This is a genomic window from Indolivaga capnocytophagoides DSM 22835, from assembly GCF_000426485.1.
Classification (GTDB): domain Bacteria; phylum Bacteroidota; class Bacteroidia; order Bacteroidales; family Dysgonomonadaceae; genus Dysgonomonas_A; species Dysgonomonas_A capnocytophagoides.
The window spans coordinates 13011-36276 of the sequence record NZ_KE384529.1; the positions used below are offsets into that span (position 1 = coordinate 13011).

General features: G+C 37.2%; 19 protein-coding genes. 9 read left to right on the plus strand and 10 right to left on the minus strand.

What is annotated here, in order from left to right:
* From K322_RS0113545 to K322_RS0113560, 4 genes are all read right to left on the minus strand, one after another.
* Positions 1–1413 (minus strand): glycoside hydrolase family 57 protein, encoded by a 1413-nt coding sequence (locus K322_RS0113545; RefSeq protein WP_026627354.1) that lies wholly within the window; start codon positions 1411–1413, stop codon positions 1–3.
* Positions 1414–1445: 32 nt separating this feature from the next.
* On the minus strand, positions 1446–2723 hold the full coding sequence (locus K322_RS0113550) for a glycosyltransferase family 4 protein (protein ID WP_026627355.1): 1278 nt from the start codon (positions 2721–2723) through the stop codon (positions 1446–1448).
* A 103-nt stretch (positions 2724–2826) separates the two neighbouring features.
* On the minus strand, positions 2827–4779 hold the full coding sequence (locus tag K322_RS0113555; RefSeq protein ID WP_026627356.1) for an amylo-alpha-1,6-glucosidase: 1953 nt from the start codon (positions 4777–4779) through the stop codon (positions 2827–2829).
* 198 nt (positions 4780–4977) lie between these two features.
* Positions 4978–5754: an RNA methyltransferase gene (locus tag K322_RS0113560; RefSeq protein ID WP_026627357.1), complete on the minus strand. Its 777-nt coding sequence runs from the start codon at positions 5752–5754 to the stop codon at positions 4978–4980.
* A gap of 247 nt (positions 5755–6001) precedes the next feature.
* On the opposite strand from K322_RS0113560, the gene tamL reads away from it, so the two are divergent.
* Positions 6002–8452 carry a translocation and assembly module lipoprotein TamL gene (gene tamL / locus K322_RS0113565; protein ID WP_026627358.1) on the plus strand — a complete coding sequence of 817 codons (2451 nt, stop codon included), beginning with the start codon at positions 6002–6004 and terminating at the stop codon, positions 8450–8452.
* A 60-nt stretch (positions 8453–8512) separates the two neighbouring features.
* On the opposite strand, the gene trmD is transcribed toward tamL, so the two are convergent.
* Complete coding sequence (trmD, locus tag K322_RS0113570) at positions 8513–9190, minus strand: tRNA (guanosine(37)-N1)-methyltransferase TrmD (RefSeq protein WP_026627359.1); 678 nt, start codon at positions 9188–9190, stop codon at positions 8513–8515.
* Complete coding sequence (locus K322_RS19485; protein WP_051290806.1) at positions 9180–9962, minus strand: polyprenol monophosphomannose synthase; 783 nt, start codon at positions 9960–9962, stop codon at positions 9180–9182. Before K322_RS19485 ends, trmD begins: the two co-directional genes overlap by 11 nt.
* A 178-nt stretch (positions 9963–10140) precedes the next feature.
* On the opposite strand from K322_RS19485, the gene K322_RS0113580 reads away from it, so the two are divergent.
* Together K322_RS0113580 and mfd are read left to right on the plus strand one after the other, a co-directional pair.
* The gene (locus K322_RS0113580; protein WP_026627360.1) at positions 10141–10710 is read left to right on the plus strand and encodes a terminase small subunit-like protein; all 570 of its coding nucleotides are present in this window, start codon (positions 10141–10143) and stop codon (positions 10708–10710) included.
* Positions 10711–10868: 158 nt separating this feature from the next.
* The gene (mfd, locus tag K322_RS19490) at positions 10869–14177 is read left to right on the plus strand and encodes a transcription-repair coupling factor (RefSeq protein WP_374116873.1); all 3309 of its coding nucleotides are present in this window, start codon (positions 10869–10871) and stop codon (positions 14175–14177) included.
* Positions 14178–14213: 36 nt separating this feature from the next.
* Here mfd and K322_RS19495 read toward each other — a convergent pair whose 3' ends face one another.
* The 4 genes from K322_RS19495 to porE all read right to left on the minus strand — a co-directional run bounded on the left by K322_RS19495 (position 14214) and on the right by porE (position 18990).
* A complete protein-coding gene (locus tag K322_RS19495) occupies positions 14214–15494 on the minus strand; it encodes a M56 family metallopeptidase (RefSeq protein ID WP_051290807.1) in 1281 nt (426 codons plus the stop codon).
* Between the two features lie 59 nt (positions 15495–15553).
* Positions 15554–15919 (minus strand): BlaI/MecI/CopY family transcriptional regulator, encoded by a 366-nt coding sequence (locus tag K322_RS0113595; RefSeq protein ID WP_026627361.1) that lies wholly within the window; start codon positions 15917–15919, stop codon positions 15554–15556.
* Between the two features lie 78 nt (positions 15920–15997).
* Positions 15998–16912: a type IX secretion system protein PorD gene (porD, locus tag K322_RS0113600; RefSeq protein ID WP_051290808.1), complete on the minus strand. Its 915-nt coding sequence runs from the start codon at positions 16910–16912 to the stop codon at positions 15998–16000.
* 95 nt (positions 16913–17007) lie between these two features.
* Positions 17008–18990, minus strand: coding sequence for a PorE family type IX secretion system protein (gene porE, locus K322_RS0113605; RefSeq protein WP_026627363.1), 1983 nt, complete (start codon positions 18988–18990; stop codon positions 17008–17010).
* A gap of 221 nt (positions 18991–19211) precedes the next feature.
* On the opposite strand from porE, the gene K322_RS0113610 reads away from it, so the two are divergent.
* From K322_RS0113610 to K322_RS0113635, 6 genes are all read left to right on the plus strand, one after another.
* A complete protein-coding gene (locus K322_RS0113610) occupies positions 19212–19673 on the plus strand; it encodes a hypothetical protein (RefSeq protein WP_026627364.1) in 462 nt (153 codons plus the stop codon).
* A gap of 95 nt (positions 19674–19768) precedes the next feature.
* Positions 19769–20266 (plus strand): hypothetical protein, encoded by a 498-nt coding sequence (locus tag K322_RS0113615; protein WP_026627365.1) that lies wholly within the window; start codon positions 19769–19771, stop codon positions 20264–20266.
* A 171-nt stretch (positions 20267–20437) separates the two neighbouring features.
* Positions 20438–21655, plus strand: a complete 1218-nt coding sequence (locus tag K322_RS0113620; protein WP_026627366.1) for an HD domain-containing protein — start codon at positions 20438–20440, stop codon at positions 21653–21655.
* 87 nt (positions 21656–21742) lie between these two features.
* Entirely contained in the window at positions 21743–22366 is a 624-nt protein-coding gene (gene recR / locus K322_RS0113625; RefSeq protein WP_026627367.1) for a recombination mediator RecR, read from the plus strand.
* Positions 22367–22369: 3 nt separating this feature from the next.
* Positions 22370–22798, plus strand: a complete 429-nt coding sequence (locus tag K322_RS20370; RefSeq protein ID WP_026627368.1) for a hypothetical protein — start codon at positions 22370–22372, stop codon at positions 22796–22798.
* Positions 22795–23250 carry a BT0820 family HAD-type phosphatase gene (locus K322_RS0113635; RefSeq protein ID WP_026627369.1) on the plus strand — a complete coding sequence of 152 codons (456 nt, stop codon included), beginning with the start codon at positions 22795–22797 and terminating at the stop codon, positions 23248–23250. Before K322_RS20370 ends, K322_RS0113635 begins: the two co-directional genes overlap by 4 nt.
* Positions 23251–23266 lie beyond the last annotated feature (16 nt).

Genomic DNA, 23266 nt, shown 5'->3' on the forward strand with positions numbered 1-23266 from the left:
TTAGTTCTTTTTTACTTTAGATGTCTTAATTTCTTTTTCCTGACTTTTATCGGATTTAGTCGATTTTTTCGTTTTCTTCTGCAATCCTAACCCTAGTTCGCCACCTAATATATTTATAATTTTCTTTACTTGTATCGATGTATATTTATTCTGATTAATTGATACTATATCTTCCAATCTTTCTGCATATTTTTTATTAGCTAACAAATCTTTTATTTTTGTATCAAGTAAATCTTCCACTCTCAAGGTAAAATCACTTAATATATTCATATAATTAATGTAAGCATCATATGGACTAGAATAAACATTTTGGAAACGACGGGGTGTACCTTCTGTCAACCACTTAGTCCCCATATAATAATAGTTATCACTATCCTGAAGCCGCTCCCAATCTCGGGTAATCTCAGTATCATCAACAAACGACACTTTTGTTCCTAATTCGCTAAGGGAATTAAATGCGTCATTTTGCAAATCATTTCCTAACCAGATACTCAAATCACGTTCTTCTTCCGACCATGATATAGGATATGGAACATGTACAGGTGCTTTGGCTTCGTGTTTCTTCACAACCTCCGATGGAGTCAGAAACTCGAATTCGCCCTGATTCAAAACATCCTGTGGTAAATACCTCATAAATTCGAATATGCCCGATCCTTTGGAGTGCCTTTCACCGAATGTCAGATAATCCATGAAAAGATTGACAACCTCTTCTGTCTTATCTACATTGTGTAGCCATCCTGTAAATTTTTCGCAGGTAACAGGCCACTGATCCCAGCTTCTATCAGAGAATCGATATGCTATGTCATCACTCAGCCTAAAATTTCTCAATAAAATTTTGAACTTAGAATTATATGCATTCGAATACAGATAATTCGGAGTTTTCCAACCTAAAACATGCTTAGCACCCTCCGCTACCATTGCTTTGAAACCTAACTTCGCAACTCTTTCGCCGATCTGGTCTGAATATATAAGTCCTGTCAATCTTACAACCGACGGTTTCTGCCCAAAATAGCGTTCAATCGTTTCGGCCTGCTTTAATAACTGCCTGTCAAATTCATGCTCATCTTTCAAGAATACCAGTGAATGAGAATATGTTTCACATAAGAATTCCACCGATCCTGTAGCTGCCAGTTCTTTAAAACTATCCAATACCTGAGGAGCATATAATTCGAACTGTTCTATCGTTTCGCCTGTTATCGAAAATGCAACCTTAAAATCCTTACCATGTTCCTTTATTATATCCATCAATACCCTGTTCATTGGCAGATAGCAGTGTTCTACAGCTTTCTGCAAGGCTGTCCGTGTATTGAAATCATCATAATACTGATGAGAGTTACCTATATCAAAAAAACGATATCTTCGGAATTGGAATGGCAAATGTATCTGAAAATAAAAGCATAGAGATTTTTTCATAGCTAATATGTGTTTATGTTATTTTAATAAAGTCAGGCTATTACACCTTTATATACAGCTTTAACCCTGCAAGCACTGTCGTCCCAGTTCAAAGCATTCACTTCGGCTGTACCTTCTCCCTGTAAAGTCGCCGCTAAAGTCGGGTATGTAACCAGTCCGTACATTGCATCAGCCAATGCGTCAATATCCCAGAAATTAACCTTGATTGCATGCTTCAAGACTTCAGCTACACCAGACTGCTTTGATATGATAGTGGGAACACCGGTACGCATAGCTTCAAGAGGTGAAATACCGAAAGGCTCAGATACTGAAGGCATTACATATACATCACTTTGAGCATACATTTTATGCACATCATCTCCTGTCAAAAAACCTGTAAAAGTAAATTTAGAACCGATCCTCAGTTTTGCGACACGAGCAACCATTTTATTCATCATATCTCCACTTCCGGCCATAACAAAACGGACATTCGGGCAGACTTTCAGCACCTTATATGCAGCCTCTATGAAGTATTCTGGTCCTTTCTGAAAGGTAATACGCCCCAAAAAGGTAATAACCTTTTCTTTTATAGCCTTTGATGATTCAATTGTTTCGCGTCCCGAAAAATCAACAGCATTGTGCACGGTTATAACTTTTTCTTTATTTATACCGTAACGGTTGACAACTATATTACGGGTGAGGTCACTTACAGTAATCACTGCGTCTGCATTCTCCATCCCCATTCGTTCCAAATCGTATACCATACGGTTCACATTCTCCCCGCTGCGATCAAATTCCGTTGCATGTACATGTACTACTAAAGGTTTTCCCGAAATACGTTTTGCTACAATGCCTGCTAAATAAGTTAACCAATCATGGGCATGAATAATATCAAACTCATTTTCTTCAGCAATTTTTGATGCAATATAAGCATACCTCATCACTTCTTCCATTAAGTTTGATCCATACTTACCGGAAAATGTAAATTTGCCCCCCAGATGAGTAAAAGACTTTTTATCCGAGCCTTGAGTTTGTTGAGCTATATGAGCATATTCCTCCCACCCAAGATATGGTATCAAACCCGAATCCACAGGCAGAAAACTGACATTAGACCAGAATGACTCAATGGAGGTAACCGAGTTTGGCATTTCAACATCACTTGCGTTTATTATTTTACCAATACTTCCGTCTTCGTCTCCCGATGCTTTCGGCATAACAAATAAAACCTCTACATCTTGTTGAGCCAGGCCTTTAGTCAACCCATAGCAAGCGGTACCCAACCCTCCCGAGATATAAGGAGGAAATTCCCATCCAAACATTAATACTTTCATAGCGTCCACTGAATTTACAGGTTGTTTTTATCTTAAGGTCTCAGACCTCTTTTTATTACTTTTGGTAAGTAGTATATCCGAACAATATTTTAAACACTTGCTATTATTTAGCTTGGTATTTTTCTATCATTTGTAATATTCTCAATATCTCGCTGACACTCCATGCCTGAGAGATACTGCCTCCCGGATGGTGTGGCGGATTTCCGTCATACACTTCGGCGATACCACATATCCCATAATCTGTCATATCATCTTCAAATGCCGATGCTATCTCTTTCGCTCTGTTCACAAAAGTGGAGCTATGCAGTTTAAAACAAGCTTCTACGTAGTGTCCTAGTTGCCAAACCCACACTGTACCCTGATGGTAAGCCCTGTCTCTGGTAGCCTGGTCTCCTACATAGAAACCTTTATAATCGGGATGACTCGGAGATAATGTGCGTAAACCTTTCGAGGTCAGCAATTCATCCTTTATAGCATAAATTATAGAGCTTTTCTTTTCATCATCAATGGGGCTGTACTGCAAAGAAGCAGCAATTATCTGATTAGATCTCAAATCCATATTCTGTCCGCGTTCATCCACATAATCGGCAAGATATCCTAAGTCTTCATTCCAGAATACAGATGTAAAACTCTCTTCAATTCTCAGCGGGAGATCTTCCCATTCTTTAACAAATTTCTTATCTCCGTTCTCTTCAGCCAATTCAAGCATAAAACGAATAGCATTATACCACAAAGCATTTATTTCAACAGCATATCCGGCACGTGGCGTTACAGGCACTCCATCGACAACGGCATCCATCCAAGTTAATGCTTTGCCATCCTGAGCAGCCCAGATCAATCCATTTTCATGCATACGGATATGTTCGTTGATGCCATTGCGGAAAGCTTCTAAAACCTGCTTCATTTTCTTGCCGTAATCCTTCCATACGGACGATTTATCTTGAACTGCTTCTGTATATTTCTGAATAGCCCAAAAATACCACATGGGAGCATCGACCGAATTATATGCAGCATTATCATCTTTACCTATATTCGGAAAAAGTCCGTTATTCACTTCTCTCGACATAGTGTCCAGTACATCCTTACATGCCTTCGGATCGTAATTGGCTGCAAGAGTCAAACCCGGCAATGCAATAAATGTATCTCTACCCCAACGTCCAAACCACGGAAATCCGGCTAATACTTCAGTATCTTTGCCTTGCTTGACTATAAACTGAGTAGCAGAATTTTTCAGGCAATTAAGAAAACTGTCTTTAGGTGGACGGGATTTTACCTCTTTTTCAAAAAAGGCGGCTAATTTTTTAGAAGTCTCTTCTTTTAATGAAGCCGAAACAATTATGCTTTCGTCTTTTTTTATCGGAACCTCAAAATACCCCGGAGTGTATAGATCTTCAAGATAATCGTATCCCCTCACCTTTTCTTCGTAATATTCTACATTATAATACCAATCGGGATTTGATTCGAACTTATTCTTTTTATCCAATTGAATATTTAATATCGGAAATCCGGAATAAAGACGCGATGCGATCCCATTATCAATCTGATCATAATCGGTACTGACAAAGAGATTCGCTTTGCTCAGCTGATGCCTGTTGCGATAAGCAAGGAAAGGGCGTAAACGTAAAGTTGTAGGTGAATGTGCATCGAGCAATGTATATCTGATCAGTATCTGATCGGCATTATGCACCATCAGCAACTCTTTTTTAAGAACAACACCTCCCACCCGGTATGTAATGGTAGGGGTCGGCTCAAATTCAAAGTCTATGATGTATTTATGCCCTCGCGGATCGTATATTCCATTCTGATACTGATGTATCCCCAGATTAAAAGTCTGGTCGTGCTGAATAACGGTTTCATCCAATGCGGATAATAACACAAAGCTTTCGTTATCAAATTCCTTTATTGGACAAACCAGAAGCCCATGATACTTACGTGTGTTACAACACACCATAGTAGTACTCATATAAGCACCGGCTCTATTTGTGCTAAGTATCTCCCGGTGTAATGAATATTGAAGATTTACTAATTCACTTTTATCAAAAGTAAGATATCCCATAGTATAATGTCATTTGAAAGGTGGAACAGAATGAACTACATCCTAAATATAAGATATTTTTTCGTCATTTGCTATAAAATATCAACATGTTTTATAGCAAATTGTTTAAAAACATCTTTTTTTTAACCTTTATCAAAATGACAGTATATCGGCTTGTGAAAAGGATTTTGCTTTCAAGAAGATTTTATCCTAGCAAAACTATCTCAATGAACGCCGTCTGAATTCGCTGCATATTATAGCTGTAGCAACCGAAACATTCAGAGATTCAGAAGTTTGCCTATCCAATGGATAATTCGGAATAAATAATCGATGAGAGATAAACGGCTCAATATAAGACCTGATACCATTACCTTCGTTACCCATTACTACTATTCCGTTTTCCTTTATATCAGTACCATACATATTGTCACCGTTAAGGAATGTTCCATACACCGGTAAATGCTCTGATACCGATTGTAAAAAATCTTCTAAATCCAGATAATGCACTTTAACCCGCGACAAAGCACCCATAGTAGCCTGTACAACCTTTGTATTAAATACATCAACTGTATCGGGTGAACAAAAAATATTCTCTATGCCATACCAGTCGGCAAGACGTATAATGGTTCCCATATTCCCGGGATCCTGAATACCATCCAATACTAAGCTCAACTGGTCTTTAAGCAAGTCTAAATCATAGCCATACTTCGGTTGAAAAAAAACAGCTAAGACTTGTTGCGGGTTCTTAAGAAAACTGACCCTTTCAAGTTCTTTTTTTGAAACCTCTATCAATTCCTGAACATTATCTCCGGTCACAAGCACCTTATTTTCACGAATAAACTCGGAAGTAGCAACCAATAACCGGCATTTCTGATTCAATAAAAGTTCGGATACCATCTTATCCCCTTCTGCGACGAAAACACCTGACTCGTCTCTATCCTTTTTATTTTTGAGAGACTGTATATACTTTATATTATTTTTACTTAAATCCGACATTCGATTCTGTATTCTCTAAATTAACATTCAATCACCCAAAGCATAATTATTATACTTAAAGATGGAGCTTTAATACTTATTGTTACTTAAATTTACACAAAAGAAATAATTATATTTTAAATTTGCCGTTAATTAGACAATTATAAGTAAGTAACAAGCGGCATTAAATGGAGTTCGTTACTTTAGTATATAAAAAGGTCTAAGACCTTTTTATGGTAGATACCTTTAATGATCTGAAATTCCCAGAATGAGAATAAAGCAAAAAATATTTTTTTTTATATCCGGCTGCGCCCTACTGATCTATTCATGTAGCTCGACAAAATATGTTCCCGATAACCAGCAGTTATTGGCAGATGCCACAGTAAAGGTTGATGCAAAGGATATATCATCTTTTGATCTTGAACCTTACATCAAACAAAAGTCAAATTACAAAACATTTGAGTTATTCAAGTTCCCTTTATTTGTTTACAATCTATCAGGAAGAGATACAACCAAATGGTATAACCGAACACTGAAACACGCAGGTGAGCCACCCGTCATATATGACAGTACGCAAATAAACAGGACATTGACCCAGTTATCCCGAATTATGGAAAACAAGGGATACCAACATGCTGAAATAGAACCGGTAATAACCGAAGGAGATAAAAGGGTAAAAATTGTATTCGATATTAAATCGAATGAACCAACCCGGATTGCTGATTACAAAATAAATATCAACGATACAGTATTCGACCGTAAGATTATAGATCACTCCTTCCCTATTCCAGAGAGGTTCAGAAAAAGAATGGGAGATACTGCAACCACGATCAACCTGAATAGTTATCTCTCTTACGGAAAATTGCTGAAAAAGGGAGACCAGATGGATTTGGACTTATTGAACGCGGAACGAGAACGTGTTACTTCGATATTAAACCGAAACGGCTACATGGCATTCAGCAAAGATTATATTGAATTTGTAGCTGACACAATAGGTAAAAAAAATGAAGTTGACTTGGAGATGATTATCTATCCTCAAACACAAAGGCTAAACAATCATGAAACAATAAATACTCCACATACCCAGTACTTTCTCGATAATGTAGATATATATGTAGATTATAATCCGATAGCAGATGGCGATCTGAACCATTATAATGCAACAGATACTGTATACCGAGGTAAGTACCGGATTTTCTATGGGGCAAGAGGACGTTATATAAAACCATTCGTAATACTTAACAATTGCTATATACAGCCAGGAAACTTGTATAACGGTAGTCAGGTTTCAACAACATACAATGCTTTGTCGCAACTTAATATACTTAAGAATGTAAATATCCGTTACGAGCAATATCTCGAAAATGATTCCACCAGAATGCGGTGCATCATTACTGCCGTTCCCGATAAGAAACAGGGTATATCGAGTGAAATAGAGGGCACTAATTCATCCGGTTTTTTCGGCATCGGCGCAGGATTGGGATATACCCACCGGAATATCTTTAAAGGATCGGAACTACTGAATATTAAGGTTAAAGGCTCATATGAAGCAGTGACTCCTAATTTTTCAAACTTCAATGACAACTATTTCGAAATAGGTAGTGAGGCTTCGTTGACATTCCCCCGCTTTATGTTCCCTTTCCTAAATTACGATCTAAGGCGAAAATTAAGGGCATCTACTCAATTAACATCCAGTTATACATACCAGCGACGTCCGGGATACTTTACCCGCACCGTATTTGCCACAGGGCTGAAATACATTTGGGAAAACAGAACCAACGGAACCGTAAGACATACTCTCGATCTGGTTGATATCAGCTATGCACATATCCCCAATTTATCGAGTGATTTCGAAAAACAGCTTACTACCAATGCCAAAATATACAGTTTCACAGATCAGTTTATATTGAGTACAGGATATACTTATTTCCGCAGTAATAATATGTCTCAAAGACTGTTTTATGCACCCAACCGGAGAGACAGGTCTTCTTACTCATTACGGGCATCATTCGAAACGGCGGGTAATGCTTTGGCTCTTTTTGCGGCACTTACCAATATCAAAAAAGACGAATACGGATCGAAAAAAATATTCGATACTTACTATGCACAATATGTGAAAGGAAATTTCGATTACAGTAAATCCATCCAGATTGACGACAATAATGCTTTTGCATGGCGTATTGGTGCAGGAGTTGTATATCCATACGGCAATTACAAACTTGTACCTTTTCAGAAAAGGTTCTTCTCGGGAGGAGCAAACAGCGTAAGAGGATGGAGTGCCAGAGAATTGGGTCCCGGATCGTTTTACCGCGAGGATGCGAACTTTAACGATCAATCGGGAGACGTAAGATTCGATGCCAATGCCGAGTATAGAAGCAAAGCGTTCTGGAAACTCGAATTCGCAGCATTTCTGGATGCCGGAAACATTTGGACTTTAAAAGGTACCGAACGCCAATATAAAGGCGAATTTAAATTCAATAAATTTTACAAACAAATAGCATCAGCTTGGGGATTGGGATTGAGGCTCGATCTTGAATTTGTACTTATCCGTCTCGACTGCGGATGGAAATTATACAATCCGGCTGATACCCCAATATATAAAACAGATGCAAGCGGATATCAGGTTGTAGATGGTTTTGAGTCCAAATGGGCTGTATTGAAACCATTCCGGTTCAGAGAAAATACAGCTTGGCACATTGCTGTTGGATATCCTTTCTAAAATCGTGGAGAATAAATTTCCATTTCGGGCGCATGCAATAGACCCGAAATAGGGAAAACTTTAATCTTCTAACAGATCGGGACGCAGCCTCTTGGTTCTTTCCATAGACTGCTGAAGTTTCCATTCATCTATTTTTGCCTGATGTCCCGATAGCAAAATTTCCGGCACTTTCCAGCCCTTGTATTCCGCCGGACGTGTATATACAGGCGGAGCCAATAAATTATCCTGAAAAGAATCCGACAAGGCAGATTGTTCGTCTCCGATAGCACCGGGTATTAAACGAACCACTGCATCTGAAATAATCGCAGCAGCAAGTTCGCCGCCCGTCAACACATAATCACCTATTGATATTTCTTTTGTGATGAGATGTTCGCGAATACGATAGTCAATACCTTTATAATGTCCGCAAAGAATGATGATATTTTCGAGAGACGACATTTTATTTGCCATCTTCTGATCGAATGTCTCGCCATCGGGCGAAGTATAAATAATTTCATCATACACCCTTTGGCTTTTGAGGTGAGATATTACATTATCAATGGGCTCTATCTGCATTACCATACCGGCTTCTCCTCCAAACGGATAATCATCTATCCTGTTATGTTTATCATCTGTATAATCTCTTAAATTATGAAGATGTATTTCAGCAAGCCCCTTATCCTGAGCTCTTTTCAGTATAGAACAATTTATTGCCCCTTCGAGCATCTGCGGTAATACAGTTATAATATCAATTCTCATTAGTGACAATAGTTCGATTTTTACTTCTTACTCCTTTACGGGCTTTTATCTTTCCTAACAATTTACTTATACGAAGTTCAATGACTCCATAAAAAGCTTCACCGAAAATACCGGCATTCATTTTGGATTCACCCAAAACACGATTAACAAATATAATGGAGACTTCTTTTAATTTAAAGCCTAAAGAATAAGCAGTGTACTTCATTTCTATCTGAAAGGCATATCCTTTGAACCTGATCTTATCCAAATCTATAGTTTCCAACACTGTGCGCTTATAGCAGACAAATCCGGCTGTAGCATCATGAACTTTCATTCCTGTAATAAGCTTTACATATTTCGATGCATAAAAAGACATAATAACACGTCCCATAGGCCAGTTAACTACATTAACTCCGGTAGAATACCTGGAACCAACAGCCATATCTGCACCTTCGCTGCCACAACAAGCATCATACAAACGGATCAGATCATTCGGATCATGCGAAAAGTCGGCATCCATTTCGAATACATATTCATAATTTCGCTCCAATGCCCATTTAAAACCTGCGATATAAGCTGTACCCAGACCTTGTTTGCCTTTCCGTTGAAGCAAAAATAATGAGTCACTGTATTTACCTTGCAACTTCTTTACAACATCAGCTGTTCCATCAGGAGATCCATCATCTATGATAAGAACATGGAAAGCCTTGGGTAGAGAAAATACATATTCGATAATTCTTTCAATATTCTCTATCTCGTTATAAGTTGGTATAATTACTATAGAATCGGACATACAGCAAACTAACTATTTAAAGTTTTTTCAAAATTAATTATTAGAACCCATCTAATAAAGTTATTCTTCAAAAATTAATAGAATTTACGATTATAATGAAGAAATAAAAAATAAAAGACTGTTTTTACACCTGTCTGCTTCCAACATTTTTATCTATATAGAAAAACACTTTATTATTATGGCAAAATATACAGAAGAACTAGGGAAGCAAATAGCGGATGCAATAGAACAGGACGGGTACACTTTAGGTGAGATCTGCACGATACACCATATCAGCCGGAAAACATTTTACCAATGGGCTCGAAAATATTCCGGTTTTAAAGAAATGATAGATGATGCACGTTCAGGACGTGACGAGCGTTTGGCTCAAAAAGCCCGTCAGATACTCAAACAAAGATTGGAGCATGGCTATACTGTAACCACCACCCGTTATAAATATGCTGTAGACGATTGTGGTGAAATATATCTGACGGGCAAAACTGTAACCATGAAAGAATATTCTGCAGACGAAAAGACACTGAAAATGGCAATGGATAAAGAAGGAGTAATAGAAGAAAAAGTAGAGAATATGCCGAGACCATGGGAGATTATAGTTCAAAATCAGGAAGCAGCGTATCAGATTGAATTACTCCGATTCCCCGGTACCGAAGACGAAATGGAAGAAAGACGAAAAGAACTCAAACAGAAGTATGCCTCCAAAGAGACGGAGCCTGCTATAGATGCTTATGATCCGGCATTTGAGAAGTAAAATAAGGTTACTGATAGAAAATACATAAGTGGTGTAACTTTTGTTACCTTTTCCACAACAACTTTGAGTTTTAAGAATCTGCTTTTGCTAGTATTTCCTATTATTGCTATCTTTGTACTCTAAAGCTGCATACATTGGAATCATCGAATTTACTTCAGATATTAGACGAGAAGAATAAGTCCCGTATCACTGCCGGAATATTACAAAAGCATAAAACCATTCAAGTAAAAGGTCTCCTCGGATCTTCTTGGGCTATGGTCGCGGCTCTTTGCTTTCAGAAGAACCCGCAGACATACCTGTATATTATGGATGATGCGGAGACTGCCGGATATTTTTATAACGATCTGAATCAGCTACTGAAAAGCAGGCAGGTTTTGTTTTTCCCTTCGGCATATAAGCGGTCAATCAAATTCGGACAGATTGATTCTGCTAATGAAATACTGCGTACGGAAGTATTAAGCCAGCTGCAGTTGGAAAATAATCCGCTGATCATAGTTTCTTATCCGGAAGCTGTATCCGAAAAAGTTATATCTAAAAAGGATTTAAAAGAAAATACTTTGCAGATTAAAGTCGGAGAAAAAGTCGATTCGGCTTTTGTTTCTAACGTTTTAGAATCATACGGATTTGAATATACAGAATATGTATATGAGCCGGGGCAATATGCTGTAAGAGGTAGTATATTGGATGTGTTCTCATACTCGAGTGAATACCCGTACAGAATAGACTTTTTTGGTGATGAAGTAGAAACAATCCGCCTGTTTGATATTGAAAATCAATTATCGAAAGAACAGCTAAAGCAGATACAAGTAATACCTCAAGTATCGAAAAGTAACCATCTGCAGGAATCGATTTTGAATCTCTTACCAGCTGAATCATTTATCGGCTACAGAGACTTTTCGTGGATACAAGGCAGGCTGAATTTTATCTACAGTGATCTTCCCGTATTGGAAAATCCGGAATACGAACAAGATATACATTCATACTTGATAACCGAGTCCGTATTCTCCGAAGAATCGAAAAATCATAAACATCTTATATTTTCTAATTCGAGCACTGTTACTGCTAATGCTACTGTAGAATATCATACGGCTCTGCAACCGATATATCATAAGAATTTTGATTTGGTGAGCAAAAGCTTCGAGGATTTTATAAATCAGGGATATACAATATGTATTCTCAGCGACAGCGTAAAGCAGACCGACCGGTTAAAAACTATATTCGAAGACAGAGGAGAAAAACTGCCCTTTGTGGCTGTACTAAATACGTTACATGAAGGTTTTTCGGACGAAACAGCGAAAATCTGCTGCTTTACCGATCATCAGATATTCGACCGTTTTCACAAATATAATCTCAAGTCGGATAATGCCCGACAAGGTAAGATCGCTCTCAGTTTGAAAGAATTGAACCAACTACAAGTAGGAGACTACATTGTACATAATGACCATGGTGTTGGCAAATTCGGGGGACTTGTCCGTATGGATATGGGAGGTAAGCTGCAAGAACATATCAAACTTACCTATCTCAATGGAGATGCTATATTTGTGCCTATACACTCTATATATAAGATATCTAAGTACAGAGGCAGGGAAGGAGAACCTCCCCGATTGAATAAACTGGGGTCTGGTGCATGGCAGCGGATGAAAGACAATACAAAACGCCGTCTTAAGGATATTGCCCGCGACCTTATTCTGCTATATTCAAAAAGGCGCGAGGAAGTAGGATTCAAATTTTCGCCTGACTCATTTATGCAAATCGAACTCGAAGCCTCCTTTATCTATGAAGATACTCCCGATCAGGTAACTGCAACAGCAGATGTAAAAGGAGATATGGAAAGCGATCTGCCAATGGATCGCTTAATATGCGGAGACGTTGGTTTTGGTAAAACAGAGGTTGCAATACGAGCAGCATTCAAGGCTGTGGCTGATAATAAGCAAGTAGCTGTGCTCGTACCTACAACAGTACTGGCAACCCAGCACTTCCATACATTCAAAGATCGTCTGAAAGAATTCCCTTGCAAGATAGACTATATAAGCAGAGCAAGAAAGCCGGCCGATGTAAAACGCATACTCGGAGAACTGAAAGAAGGCAAAATAAACATACTTATCGGCACACATCGTATTGTGGCTAAAGATGTCCAATTTAATGATCTGGGTTTACTTATAATAGACGAGGAACAGAAGTTCGGAGTTTCGGTTAAAGAGAAGCTGAAACAGATGAGACTCAATGTAGATACGCTTACAATGACAGCGACTCCGATTCCACGTACATTACAATTCTCACTGATGGGAGCACGGGATTTGTCAACTATCACCACTCCTCCACCCAATAGATATCCGACACATACCGAGGTACATACTTTCGATGCTGAAATAATCAAGGAAGCCATAAACTTCGAGATGAGCCGCAACGGACAGGTATTCTTTATCAATAACAGGATAAACAATCTGCCCGAGATAGAGAAGGTTATACGCAGACAAGTTCCAGACGCTCGGATTGCAGTTGCTCACGGGCAGATCGATCCTCAGAAACTGGAAGAAATCATTACCGATTTTGTCGACTATGAGTACGATGTCCTTATAGCTACTTCCATTGTAGAATCAGGTATAGATATTCCCAATGCCAATACTATTATTGTAAATAATGCCCAGCAATTTGGGCTCAGCGACCTTCACCAATTGAGAGGACGTGTAGGACGTGGCAATAAAAAAGCATTTTGCTATCTACTTGCTCCCCCACTCGATAACCTAACACCCGAAGCCAAACGCCGTTTACAGGCTATCGAAAACTTCTCCGAACTTGGTAGTGGTATCCATATCGCCATGCAGGATTTGGATATACGCGGAGCAGGAAATTTACTAGGCGCCGAACAGAGCGGATTTATAGCTGATCTCGGATATGAAGCTTATCAAAAAATATTGACAGAGGCTGTAAATGAACTTCGTAATGAAGAATTCGCTGAACTTTATCATGGCAAGAAAGAAGACGGCGAAAAATCCGAAGGAGACAATTTTGTCGAAGATGTAGTTATTGACACTGACCTTGAATTGCTATTTCCTCCACTTTATATACCGAACGACTCTGAACGTATAGCTATTTACAGCGAACTGAATAAACTGGAAAAAGAAACAGATGTAGCCAAGTTTGTCAGTATGCTTGAAGACCGTTTCGGTAAAATTCCACCCGAGGGTCGTGAGCTGATAGGTGTAATAGGTATCAGACGAATAGCTAAAGCATTAAGTATAGAAAAAGTCACCTTGAAAAAAGGACAAATGGCTCTGTATTTAGTATCAAATCCAGAATCGCTCTATTATCAGTCCAAAGCATTCGACAAATTGCTTACTTATATCCAGAAATATCCGAGAGAATGCCAGTTACGTGAAACCCAAGGTAAGAGATCTATTCTCATCAAACATGTGCCGAATGTTGACAAGGCATACAATATACTGGATGATATATCAAAAGCATAGAGACGAATATGGAATCGTCTCCATGCTTTTCAGAGATTATTCTTTTGGTGTATCTTTTTGCAATTTATACTGAACAGGTAGAGTATAGTATACACTAACGTCTTTTCCATCCTGTTTACCGGGAATCCAATCAGGCATAGCTTCGACTACAGCTATAGCAGCTGCATCGCATTCCGCATCCAAAGATCGAAGTACACGAATATCAGAAACTTTGCCTAATTCCGAGATAGTAAATCGAATGACCACTCTCCCTTCAATCTTATTTTTAGCTGCACTTTCGGGATATTTAAGATTATCTCCTATGAATTTCATTAAAGCAGCTTCACCACCCTGAAAGCGGGGCATTACATCTACTGATCTGTACACGCTATCCTTGTCTGACTCTCCCTCTTTAGGAACAGATTTATCACTCGTAATATTATTCGCTACAATCGCTTCCATTGACATATTATCAGCCATCAAATTTGTGGCAATAAGAAAAACGACGATGGGCAATATCAGAACATACTTTATAGATAAAAACTTAGAGGTTTCTTGTTTATTAATCATAGTAATACGTTTTTTTAATTGTGAAACATTAAAATCATTAATTATATAGATGCTAGCATTATTTTGAGCAGTTTTCAGTAAAAGATATTGATACTTCGTTGCGTCAATTCCATCACTAAGTACATCTTTATCGGCAAGATATTCGAGATTCACCTTGATTTCCCGTCTTAATAACCAGACTATAGGATTCCACCAAAACACAATGCAAAACAACTCAGCCAGCATCACATCAAAAGAATGCTTTTGTCTGACATGCGCTTTTTCGTGTTTAATCATTAACTCGCTGCCGGTCTCTGCTTTTCCATCTGTTGAAATAAATATCAAATTAAAAAACGAAAAGGGCGTTATATTTTCTTCTACATAGATAAAAATAAAAGAACCTTCTCTTTTTAATTTACTTTTTCGGATCAGAATCAAAACACTAAATAATTGGACTAGAAATTTCAGAGAAAAAAAAATACCCCCTATGATCAGAATAGTCAATATAATTAATTGATAGTTAAAGGCCTGTCCTTTCTCCAAATTCGGATTTATCGGATTAATTTCTATCTGAGAAAGATTCACTTGATAAATAAGACTATCTGAGTCCTTTGCTACAAGATTAAATCTTATAAAAGGAAATATTGCAGAAAACAAGAGAATAAATATTAACGATATCCTTCGCAAACCATTCAATGTGTCATGACGAAGAAAACAAAAATACAGTATTGATAGTACTCCCATCGATAAGGATGCTTTCAACATATAATTGAAGTAAACGCTTTCCATATTATTGTTAGTTTAAGTTGTTTTTTCACATAGATAAAAAACCTAAAGAGTTCATTCTGTTATTTATCTTTTCCTTTTTTAATTATTTTCATAATCTCCTCCAAATCAGAAGCTGAGATCTTTTCATCTTTGGCAAAAAACGAAACTAATTCTTTATATGAATTTGCAAAATAATTTTTCACGACTCCCGACATAAAAGTCTTTTTATATTCATCTTCCTTTATTTTAGGAGAATACACATATACATTTCCATATTTTTTAGAATTCAAATACCCTTTTTGCTCCAGATTTCGAACAATTGAAGCAATTGTTGTATAAGGAGGTTTTGGATCATCCATTTCATTAAGAATATCTTTTACTACACATTCTTTCAATAACCAAACATGCAGCATTACTGCTTCTTCCTGTATTGTCAACTTCTCCATAATAATACTTTTATTTAGTAAAACTACTATTTTTTCGTAAATATATTAATAATAATCTCTTAAACAAGCATTACATGCTTATTTTTTTAGTTTTCCGAGTAAATATTTTCTGGTAGGATAAATAGAAGTCAGAATTTTATAAGCTTCGTCTTTTTCTTCCGAATTAGCCTCGGTGTAAATGTCAAGCATTTCTGTAAATTTTGTATCACTCCAAAAAGACAATAAAACAGACGAAGGACGGGCTTGGTAAATGGATTGCAGATCAGAAACAGACTTAACTACACCAATACGTCCACGTACCGGATTATCTGCCATTTCATCTAAACCTTTGCGATGATAATTATACCATAAGGAATGAAAAGCCGAAGAACTTTCCTCGGTCAACGCTAAAGCTAAGGCATATCTATTCCGGTCACTGCCGAATGTAGCCCATCCGATAGAACTGAGAGACTGTGATGAATGAGCAATAGACATTGCTTTTTCGAAATAAGGTTTTCCTCCGTTCTTACTATATGAATCAAAGTCAAAGCCAAGTATTATATATGTATAAAAAGCAACCGTCGCAACCAAATTATTGGTCAGATTATTTTCGGAGAATTCAAGACTTTCTCCTCTTATATATGAAAATTCCAACTCGGTATCTCTAAAGTTAAACATCGGAGTAATGTATGTAGAATTGTACACAGGACGGGAGCTCGAAATCTGTATCTCACCTTTATATACATTATCATCCGGATTAAACTGCTTAAGAGTAATTAATATTGTCCCTTGAATCAATTCATTAGTGTTAAATTTCGTATCAGTCCATTTACGCGCATTAACTAACTGAATCAAAGCGTCCTGCAACTGATCAAATACACTTTTGTCTGTTGTTTGTATCTGATCGCTGTTTATTGTAAGTTTTATATTTAACTCCTGCGCCGAAAGAGAATATACAGATATAAACAAAACAATCAATATCCAATATGCTTTCAACATTTTACATCTTTGCATAATATTAAGTAAATGAAAGTATTTAATGACACATTTTCAATTCATAACAGATTCATGTTATTACACTTACCAAAGCAACAAACAGGTCTGTGATCTTAATGCAACTTATAGGTAGTGGATAATACTTTAAATTCTGTCCTCCTATTTATCTGATCAGCAATTTCCTGCTGTTCGGAGGGTAATCCCAGAATAAATTGTTCAGTCAAAATATCCCCTTCTTTCAAAAAATCGTACTTCTTGACGATCCCCCTTGTCACAACTTTGGGTTTAGTTTTTCCATATCCAGCCACAGTCAACCGTTCTTTATCAATACGATGTGCGATCAGGTAATCAACAACCGATTGCGCCCGATTGTGCGAGAGACGTTGATTATATGCATCTGATCCCTTACGATCTGTATGGGCTGATAACTCAATCGTAACATTTGGATTTAACTCAAGTAAAGCAATCAGGTCGTCCAGTTCCTTTTTAGATTCATCCCTGAGGGCAGCTTTATCAAAGTCATAAAATATATTCTCCAAAACCGCCGGTTTATTAATCGAATACAGCACAAAATCGACATAATAGAGCGAATCCTTTTCTTCGTTTACTGTTCTCAAATCCATCTTTGCATTCAAATATCCATCGGCGCTGGCCAGTAATACGTAATTAACACCCCTGTTAACATGAAAACGATAAGTACCATTTGGTTTTCCGTTAAATTTCTCATTAGTTCCGTCATTTCCCACAACCCTGATGGTTGCATTCGGGATAAATTCATCATCTTTATCTACAATATATCCCTCTAACGAAACCTTGACCACCGGATATTCAAAAGAGTAAATATGATCGGCACCTCTGGCCTCTCCCCGATTGGAACTAAAAAAACCAGACTCCGTATCTTTATAAAATGTAACCCCAAAATCATCTCCTTGCGAATTTATAGGAACTCCCATATTTTCGACAGTCCATCGTTTCGCTCTTTTATCAAAGTTTGCCTTAAATATATCCAAACCTCCTAACCCGGGATGTCCATCTGATGAAAAATACAGAGTAGAATCATTTCGCACATAAGGAAACATCTCGTCTCCTGCTGTATTAATATCAGGGCCTAGATTTTCGATATAACTAACGTCTTCACCAAACATAGATGCCCGCCAAATATCCTTACCTCCATATCCGCCGGGCATATCCGAGACAAAGAACAACGAATAACCATCGGGACTCAATGCCGGATGAGCATACATATATGATGAATCCGAAGGAAAGGCGAGCCTTTCCCCCTTTCCCCATGAACCGTCTGCCCTTCTCGATTTATAAATTGCAGCATTCGACGAGAATTCTGATCCGTCATCACTGAATGTATAATACATCATATTACCACTAGCCGAAAAAGTAGGAGTCCCTTCATCCTTCTCTGTATTCACTGCTCCGGCAGTTTCAGGCTTCATCCATTTGCCTGTTTCATCTTTACGAGTTACAAATATATCATTATTGTACCCTCCGGTTATCGCACTTTTTATTTCTCCTTGTACATCATCCCTGTTTGTGGTGATATACATAATATCGTATTCGGGAGGTAAAAGCATAGGGGAAAATTCACTTCTACGTGAGTTAAAGATATCCATTTTCCGAACTATATATTTCGTTGGATTATCCTTTATCCCGGCCGCTGACGTCGCACCATCTAGGCCATTAAGGGCAAACTGATTCTGAGGATAAGATTCGAGGAATATTTTATATTGATCCACAGCCTGTTTATAACTACCTGCTTTGTGCAATGTTCGTGCATATTGAAGCCGTATCAAAGTATCAGCTTGATTATATCTCAAAGCATTTACATATGCAGCATTTGCCGATACTACATTATTAGACAAACGATAACTTTCGGCTAACCTGAAAGCAACCGTACCTCGAAGATCTTTATTTTTGGGCGGTATTTTACGATAAATCTTGCGATACATATTTGCCGCTTCGAAATACTCCCCATTCTTAAATCGTCGGTCTGCATCACTAAGCTTAACCTGTTTACATGAAAAGGAGAATATACCGACAACGGTCAATAAAAATATAGATGAGTAAATTTTAAATTTCGACATTGATTCCATTTAAGACCTTCGGCCGATTTATTACTATATAGTAATCCATACCCCTCAAGCGCAGACTAATGTTATCCGGCACTTTCTTTTTTACATAAAACACAAAGGTAAAAATATAAGTTAAACAGAACATCCGTTTTATAATTTTTCAATACCCGATATTCATTAACAGTTTTTAAAATTCACATTATTATTTATCTTTGTAGAAAATAGAATTGAACATGAACAAACATTTCTTTGGATGCATACTCGCAGCAGTATGCCTGGTTGCATCTTGCAAACCAAAGGAGCAAAACAATTTTGCGGAAGTTATAAAAATTGTAGACGAAACTGAGGTTATAGTCAATACTTATGACAGTACTGTTTCGATTGCTCTGATAAATAAAAAGATAGATTTCATTAATGTACTAGCAAAAGGAGCTACAGACTCGACAAATCTAAAATTAAACGATCTTAAAAATCTTAAGATCTACCCACCTAATGAAGAATTAAGATCAAGCTCGATTAATTATATAAAATCCCTTCAAAAACTCATCAGTGCAGAAAGCCAATATGCCCTGATAACAGATACAACAGACATAGCTGCTGCAAAACAAATGGATGCGAACGTATTGAAGGAAATAAACGCCATGGAGCAAATGCGTTACAAATACAGGCTGGCTATCAAAGAATCATCAAAATAAAAACATCAGCATAACTGTAACCCGTTATTATTTAATTTATTATTATTTAATTTATTATTATTTATTACTACAAAGTATTCAAAAACAACACCAAAATGAAAAAAAATGTATTGTTCTTATTAAGCCTGTTAACAATTATAATTTCTTTATCTTCTTGTGGGGGGATAGATCCTGTCAAATACAACGACAACTTAGTAAGCTACTCCGACATAGCAGGCGACCGGATTATGGGTCTCAATGACAAAATCGATGGCATAGAAGATCTAGAGAATTACACCGACAGCATTAAAGTTCTAGGAGAAAACACTATAGATAGCTTGAAATCCGATTTAAATAAAATTTCGCTGATGGAACCTGCAAAAGGCAGCGAAGATTTTAAGGCTGCAACAATAGCATATATGGAATCTCTGATCAGTTATACAAAAACTCTGACCGAAGAATATTCAAAAGTTAGTGAAGAAACCTCTGATGAAGATTACAATAATATAGATAAACTTATCGACGAAAGTTTCGATACCAGTATGAAAAAATTAGAGGCAATGCAGGCTGCTCAAAAATCATTTGCAAAGGCTAACAATTTTATATTGAAATAAAACTCATTAGACACATTCATTTATTTAATATAAGTATCTTTGAACACAGATCGGCACTCCGGTCTGTGTTTTTGTCAACTTATAGAAAAAGCTTAACAACATATTGCAGAGAATATATTGTTATACAGGCTAATCAATAAACAATTACTAAAATTTTAATTTAATTGCTTTGTGTCAAAAAACAAACATGTAATAAATGATCCTGTATTTGGATTTATCACTATACCTAATGATTTTATAAACCAGATCATCAAACATCCTTTTGTACAACGTCTGAACCGTATAAAGCAATTAGGTATGGCTTCATTCGCATATCCGGGTGCACAGCATACCCGATTTCATCACACTCTGGGGGCAATGCATTTGATGCAGCAGGTTATAACCAACCTAAAAACAAAAGGTAATAACATATCAGACGACGAAACAAACGGTGCTCTTGCCTGTATACTTCTACACGATGTGGGTCACGGTCCTTTTTCGCATGTACTCGAACATACTATAGTTGAAGGTATACATCACGAAGAAATATCATTAAAGATAATGGAACGCCTCAACAATGAACTAGGCGGAAAATTAGATATATGCATAAGTATATTCAAGAACGAGTATCACAAACGATTTTTGCATGAACTTGTCAGCGGACAACTAGATGTAGATAGGCTGGATTATCTTCGCCGCGATTGTTTTTTCACGGGAGTAAATGAAGGAAATATAGGTTCGGAACGTATTATCCAGATACTTGATGTCAGAAATAACAAATTGGTTGTTGAAGCGAAAGGTATTTATTCTATCGAAAACTTCCTGCTATCACGCAGGTTGATGTACTGGCAGGTATATCATCACAAGACTGCAATATCAGCAGAAATAACGCTTATCAATGCTCTAAAACGAGCAAAAGAATTAGTTAATAAAGGTGTTGAATTATTTACACCACCTGCACTTAATTTTTTTCTGAAGAACAATGTTACTCGTGAAAATTTCAATGGAGAAGCTGTTGACCTATTCATACAATTAGACGATTCTGATATTTGGTGTGCTCTTAAAGAATGGACAAATTCGGATGACATGATATTGTCAACATTAAGCAATGCATTTGTAAACCGCAATTTATTCAAAATAGAGATACACACAGAACCAATAAATGATACACTTGTTGATAAGTATATATCCCGATATACTGAGAAATGGAATTTAAGCAACCATGAAGCAAAGTATTTTTTTGCAAAAAGAACTGTTTCAACAGATGTATATAACGAAAACGGCAATAGTATAGATATACTCTTCAATGACGACAGGGTAGAAGATATTGCAACCATATCAGATCTGCTGAATGTTCAGTTATTGTCTAAAAAAGCCGAAAAGTATTACTTTGCCTATTTGGATATATAAAAAAGGTTTGAGGTCTTTCTCTTACCAAGTTAAATATTTAATCCAAAATAAATTACATAACAAAAAGAAACAATATATTTATCATTCATGATACAAAAATACCCTTCGGTTCTTTTAGAAAGTGCCGTAAATGAATTTGCCAAATTACCGGGAGTCGGACGAAAAACCGCACTTCGTCTGGTTTTACATATGCTACGTCAGGATGAAAAAAATGTAGAAGCGTTTTCTTCTGCCATATTAACTCTGAAAAGAGATGTCAAGTATTGCAAATCGTGCTATAACATATCCGATGAAGACATTTGTCCTATATGTGCTAATCCGGGGAGAGATAAATCGACCGTATGTGTGGTAGAAAATATAAAAGAAGTGATGGCGATTGAGAACACCTCACAATTCAGAGGATTATACCATGTTCTGGGTGGAATTATATCTCCTATTGACGGAATAGGACCTAACGACCTTCAAATAGATACTTTGGTCGAACGGGTAGCCCAAGGCGGCATCAATGAAATCATCCTGGCACTAAGTACCACGATGGAAGGGGATACCACCAACTTCTACATTTATAAGAAGCTGGCACCTTATAATGTCAAAATATCAATGATCGCCCGAGGTATTTCAATCGGGGATGAAATCGAATACGCCGATGAAGTAACTTTAGGCAGATCTATCATAAACAGAACTCTATTTAATGAATCCTTTAACCTGTAACCCATGCTTGATAAAACATACCGAAATTTAAGGCTCTCGTATTTTTTAAGTATTGCAGTTATTCTTATCGCTTTCGTTTTTGATGTACTGTATACAACGAAGTACATAGTTCCTTCCGAATCTGTGATATTAGAGCGTTGGGCTATAATCATTACATTAGGCGGAATTTACGGAATACTGAAAATGCTGCACCCGAAGTTAAAAAAAGAAGACAAACCAACTACCGAAATTGCTCTAAAAAAATATGTTACAAAATATTACACCAGACACGCAGCTTTAGTTGTACTTTGTGTATTTAATATGTCATGCCTGATTATTACGGGTTTGAAAAATTTTACGTTTTTGACTATCATTACTATATTTGCATTCTTCTTATGTATACCGAATAAAAAGCATTTAGAAGAAGAAACTAAAATTATAGACGAAGTATGATTATAGCTGTAGACTTTGATGGAACAATCGTAGAACATGAATACCCTAAAATAGGACGTCCTATACCATTTGCTATAGATACATTATTAAGCCTGCAAAAAGACGGACATATTTTAATTCTTTGGACAGTACGCGATGGGGACTTATTACAAGAAGCCATTGATTATTGTTCCAAAAGAGGGCTGACATTTTATGCCGCCAACAAAAATTATCCGGAAGAAGACCCGGCAAAAGCATCCAGAAAACTGACTGCCGATTTGTTCATTGACGATCGCAATGTTGGAGGGCTTCCCGACTGGGGTGTGATCTATAATGCGGTAAGAGCTGCCGAAAAAGGTGAATATTCTTTCGAAAAAATAATGATGTCCGCCGGAGAGAATATGCAACGATCAAGACGCAAAAAGAATTTCTTTATCCGTCTGGGTGAAATGTTTGAAAGGGACGGATACTAAGGTTCTGGCTTCTTGA

Coding starts and splice junctions, on each gene's coding strand:
- porE (WP_026627363.1), bottom strand. CDS start 18,990: ATGTCGAAATTTAAAATTTACTCATCTATATTTTTATTGACCGTTGTC.
- K322_RS0113610 (WP_026627364.1), top strand. CDS start 19,212: ATGAACAAACATTTCTTTGGATGCATACTCGCAGCAGTATGCCTGGTT.
- K322_RS0113580 (WP_026627360.1), top strand. CDS start 10,141: ATGGCAAAATATACAGAAGAACTAGGGAAGCAAATAGCGGATGCAATA.
- K322_RS0113595 (WP_026627361.1), bottom strand. CDS start 15,919: ATGGAGAAGTTGACAATACAGGAAGAAGCAGTAATGCTGCATGTTTGG.
- K322_RS0113545 (WP_026627354.1), bottom strand. CDS start 1,413: ATGAAAAAATCTCTATGCTTTTATTTTCAGATACATTTGCCATTCCAA.
- K322_RS0113635 (WP_026627369.1), top strand. CDS start 22,795: ATGATTATAGCTGTAGACTTTGATGGAACAATCGTAGAACATGAATAC.
- K322_RS19485 (WP_051290806.1), bottom strand. CDS start 9,962: ATGTCCGATTCTATAGTAATTATACCAACTTATAACGAGATAGAGAAT.
- tamL (WP_026627358.1), top strand. CDS start 6,002: ATGAGAATAAAGCAAAAAATATTTTTTTTTATATCCGGCTGCGCCCTA.
- K322_RS20370 (WP_026627368.1), top strand. CDS start 22,370: ATGCTTGATAAAACATACCGAAATTTAAGGCTCTCGTATTTTTTAAGT.
- porD (WP_051290808.1), bottom strand. CDS start 16,912: ATGCAAAGATGTAAAATGTTGAAAGCATATTGGATATTGATTGTTTTG.
- K322_RS0113550 (WP_026627355.1), bottom strand. CDS start 2,723: ATGAAAGTATTAATGTTTGGATGGGAATTTCCTCCTTATATCTCGGGA.
- K322_RS0113615 (WP_026627365.1), top strand. CDS start 19,769: ATGAAAAAAAATGTATTGTTCTTATTAAGCCTGTTAACAATTATAATT.
- recR (WP_026627367.1), top strand. CDS start 21,743: ATGATACAAAAATACCCTTCGGTTCTTTTAGAAAGTGCCGTAAATGAA.
- trmD (WP_026627359.1), bottom strand. CDS start 9,190: ATGAGAATTGATATTATAACTGTATTACCGCAGATGCTCGAAGGGGCA.
- K322_RS0113555 (WP_026627356.1), bottom strand. CDS start 4,779: ATGGGATATCTTACTTTTGATAAAAGTGAATTAGTAAATCTTCAATAT.
- K322_RS0113560 (WP_026627357.1), bottom strand. CDS start 5,754: ATGTCGGATTTAAGTAAAAATAATATAAAGTATATACAGTCTCTCAAA.
- K322_RS19495 (WP_051290807.1), bottom strand. CDS start 15,494: ATGGAAAGCGTTTACTTCAATTATATGTTGAAAGCATCCTTATCGATG.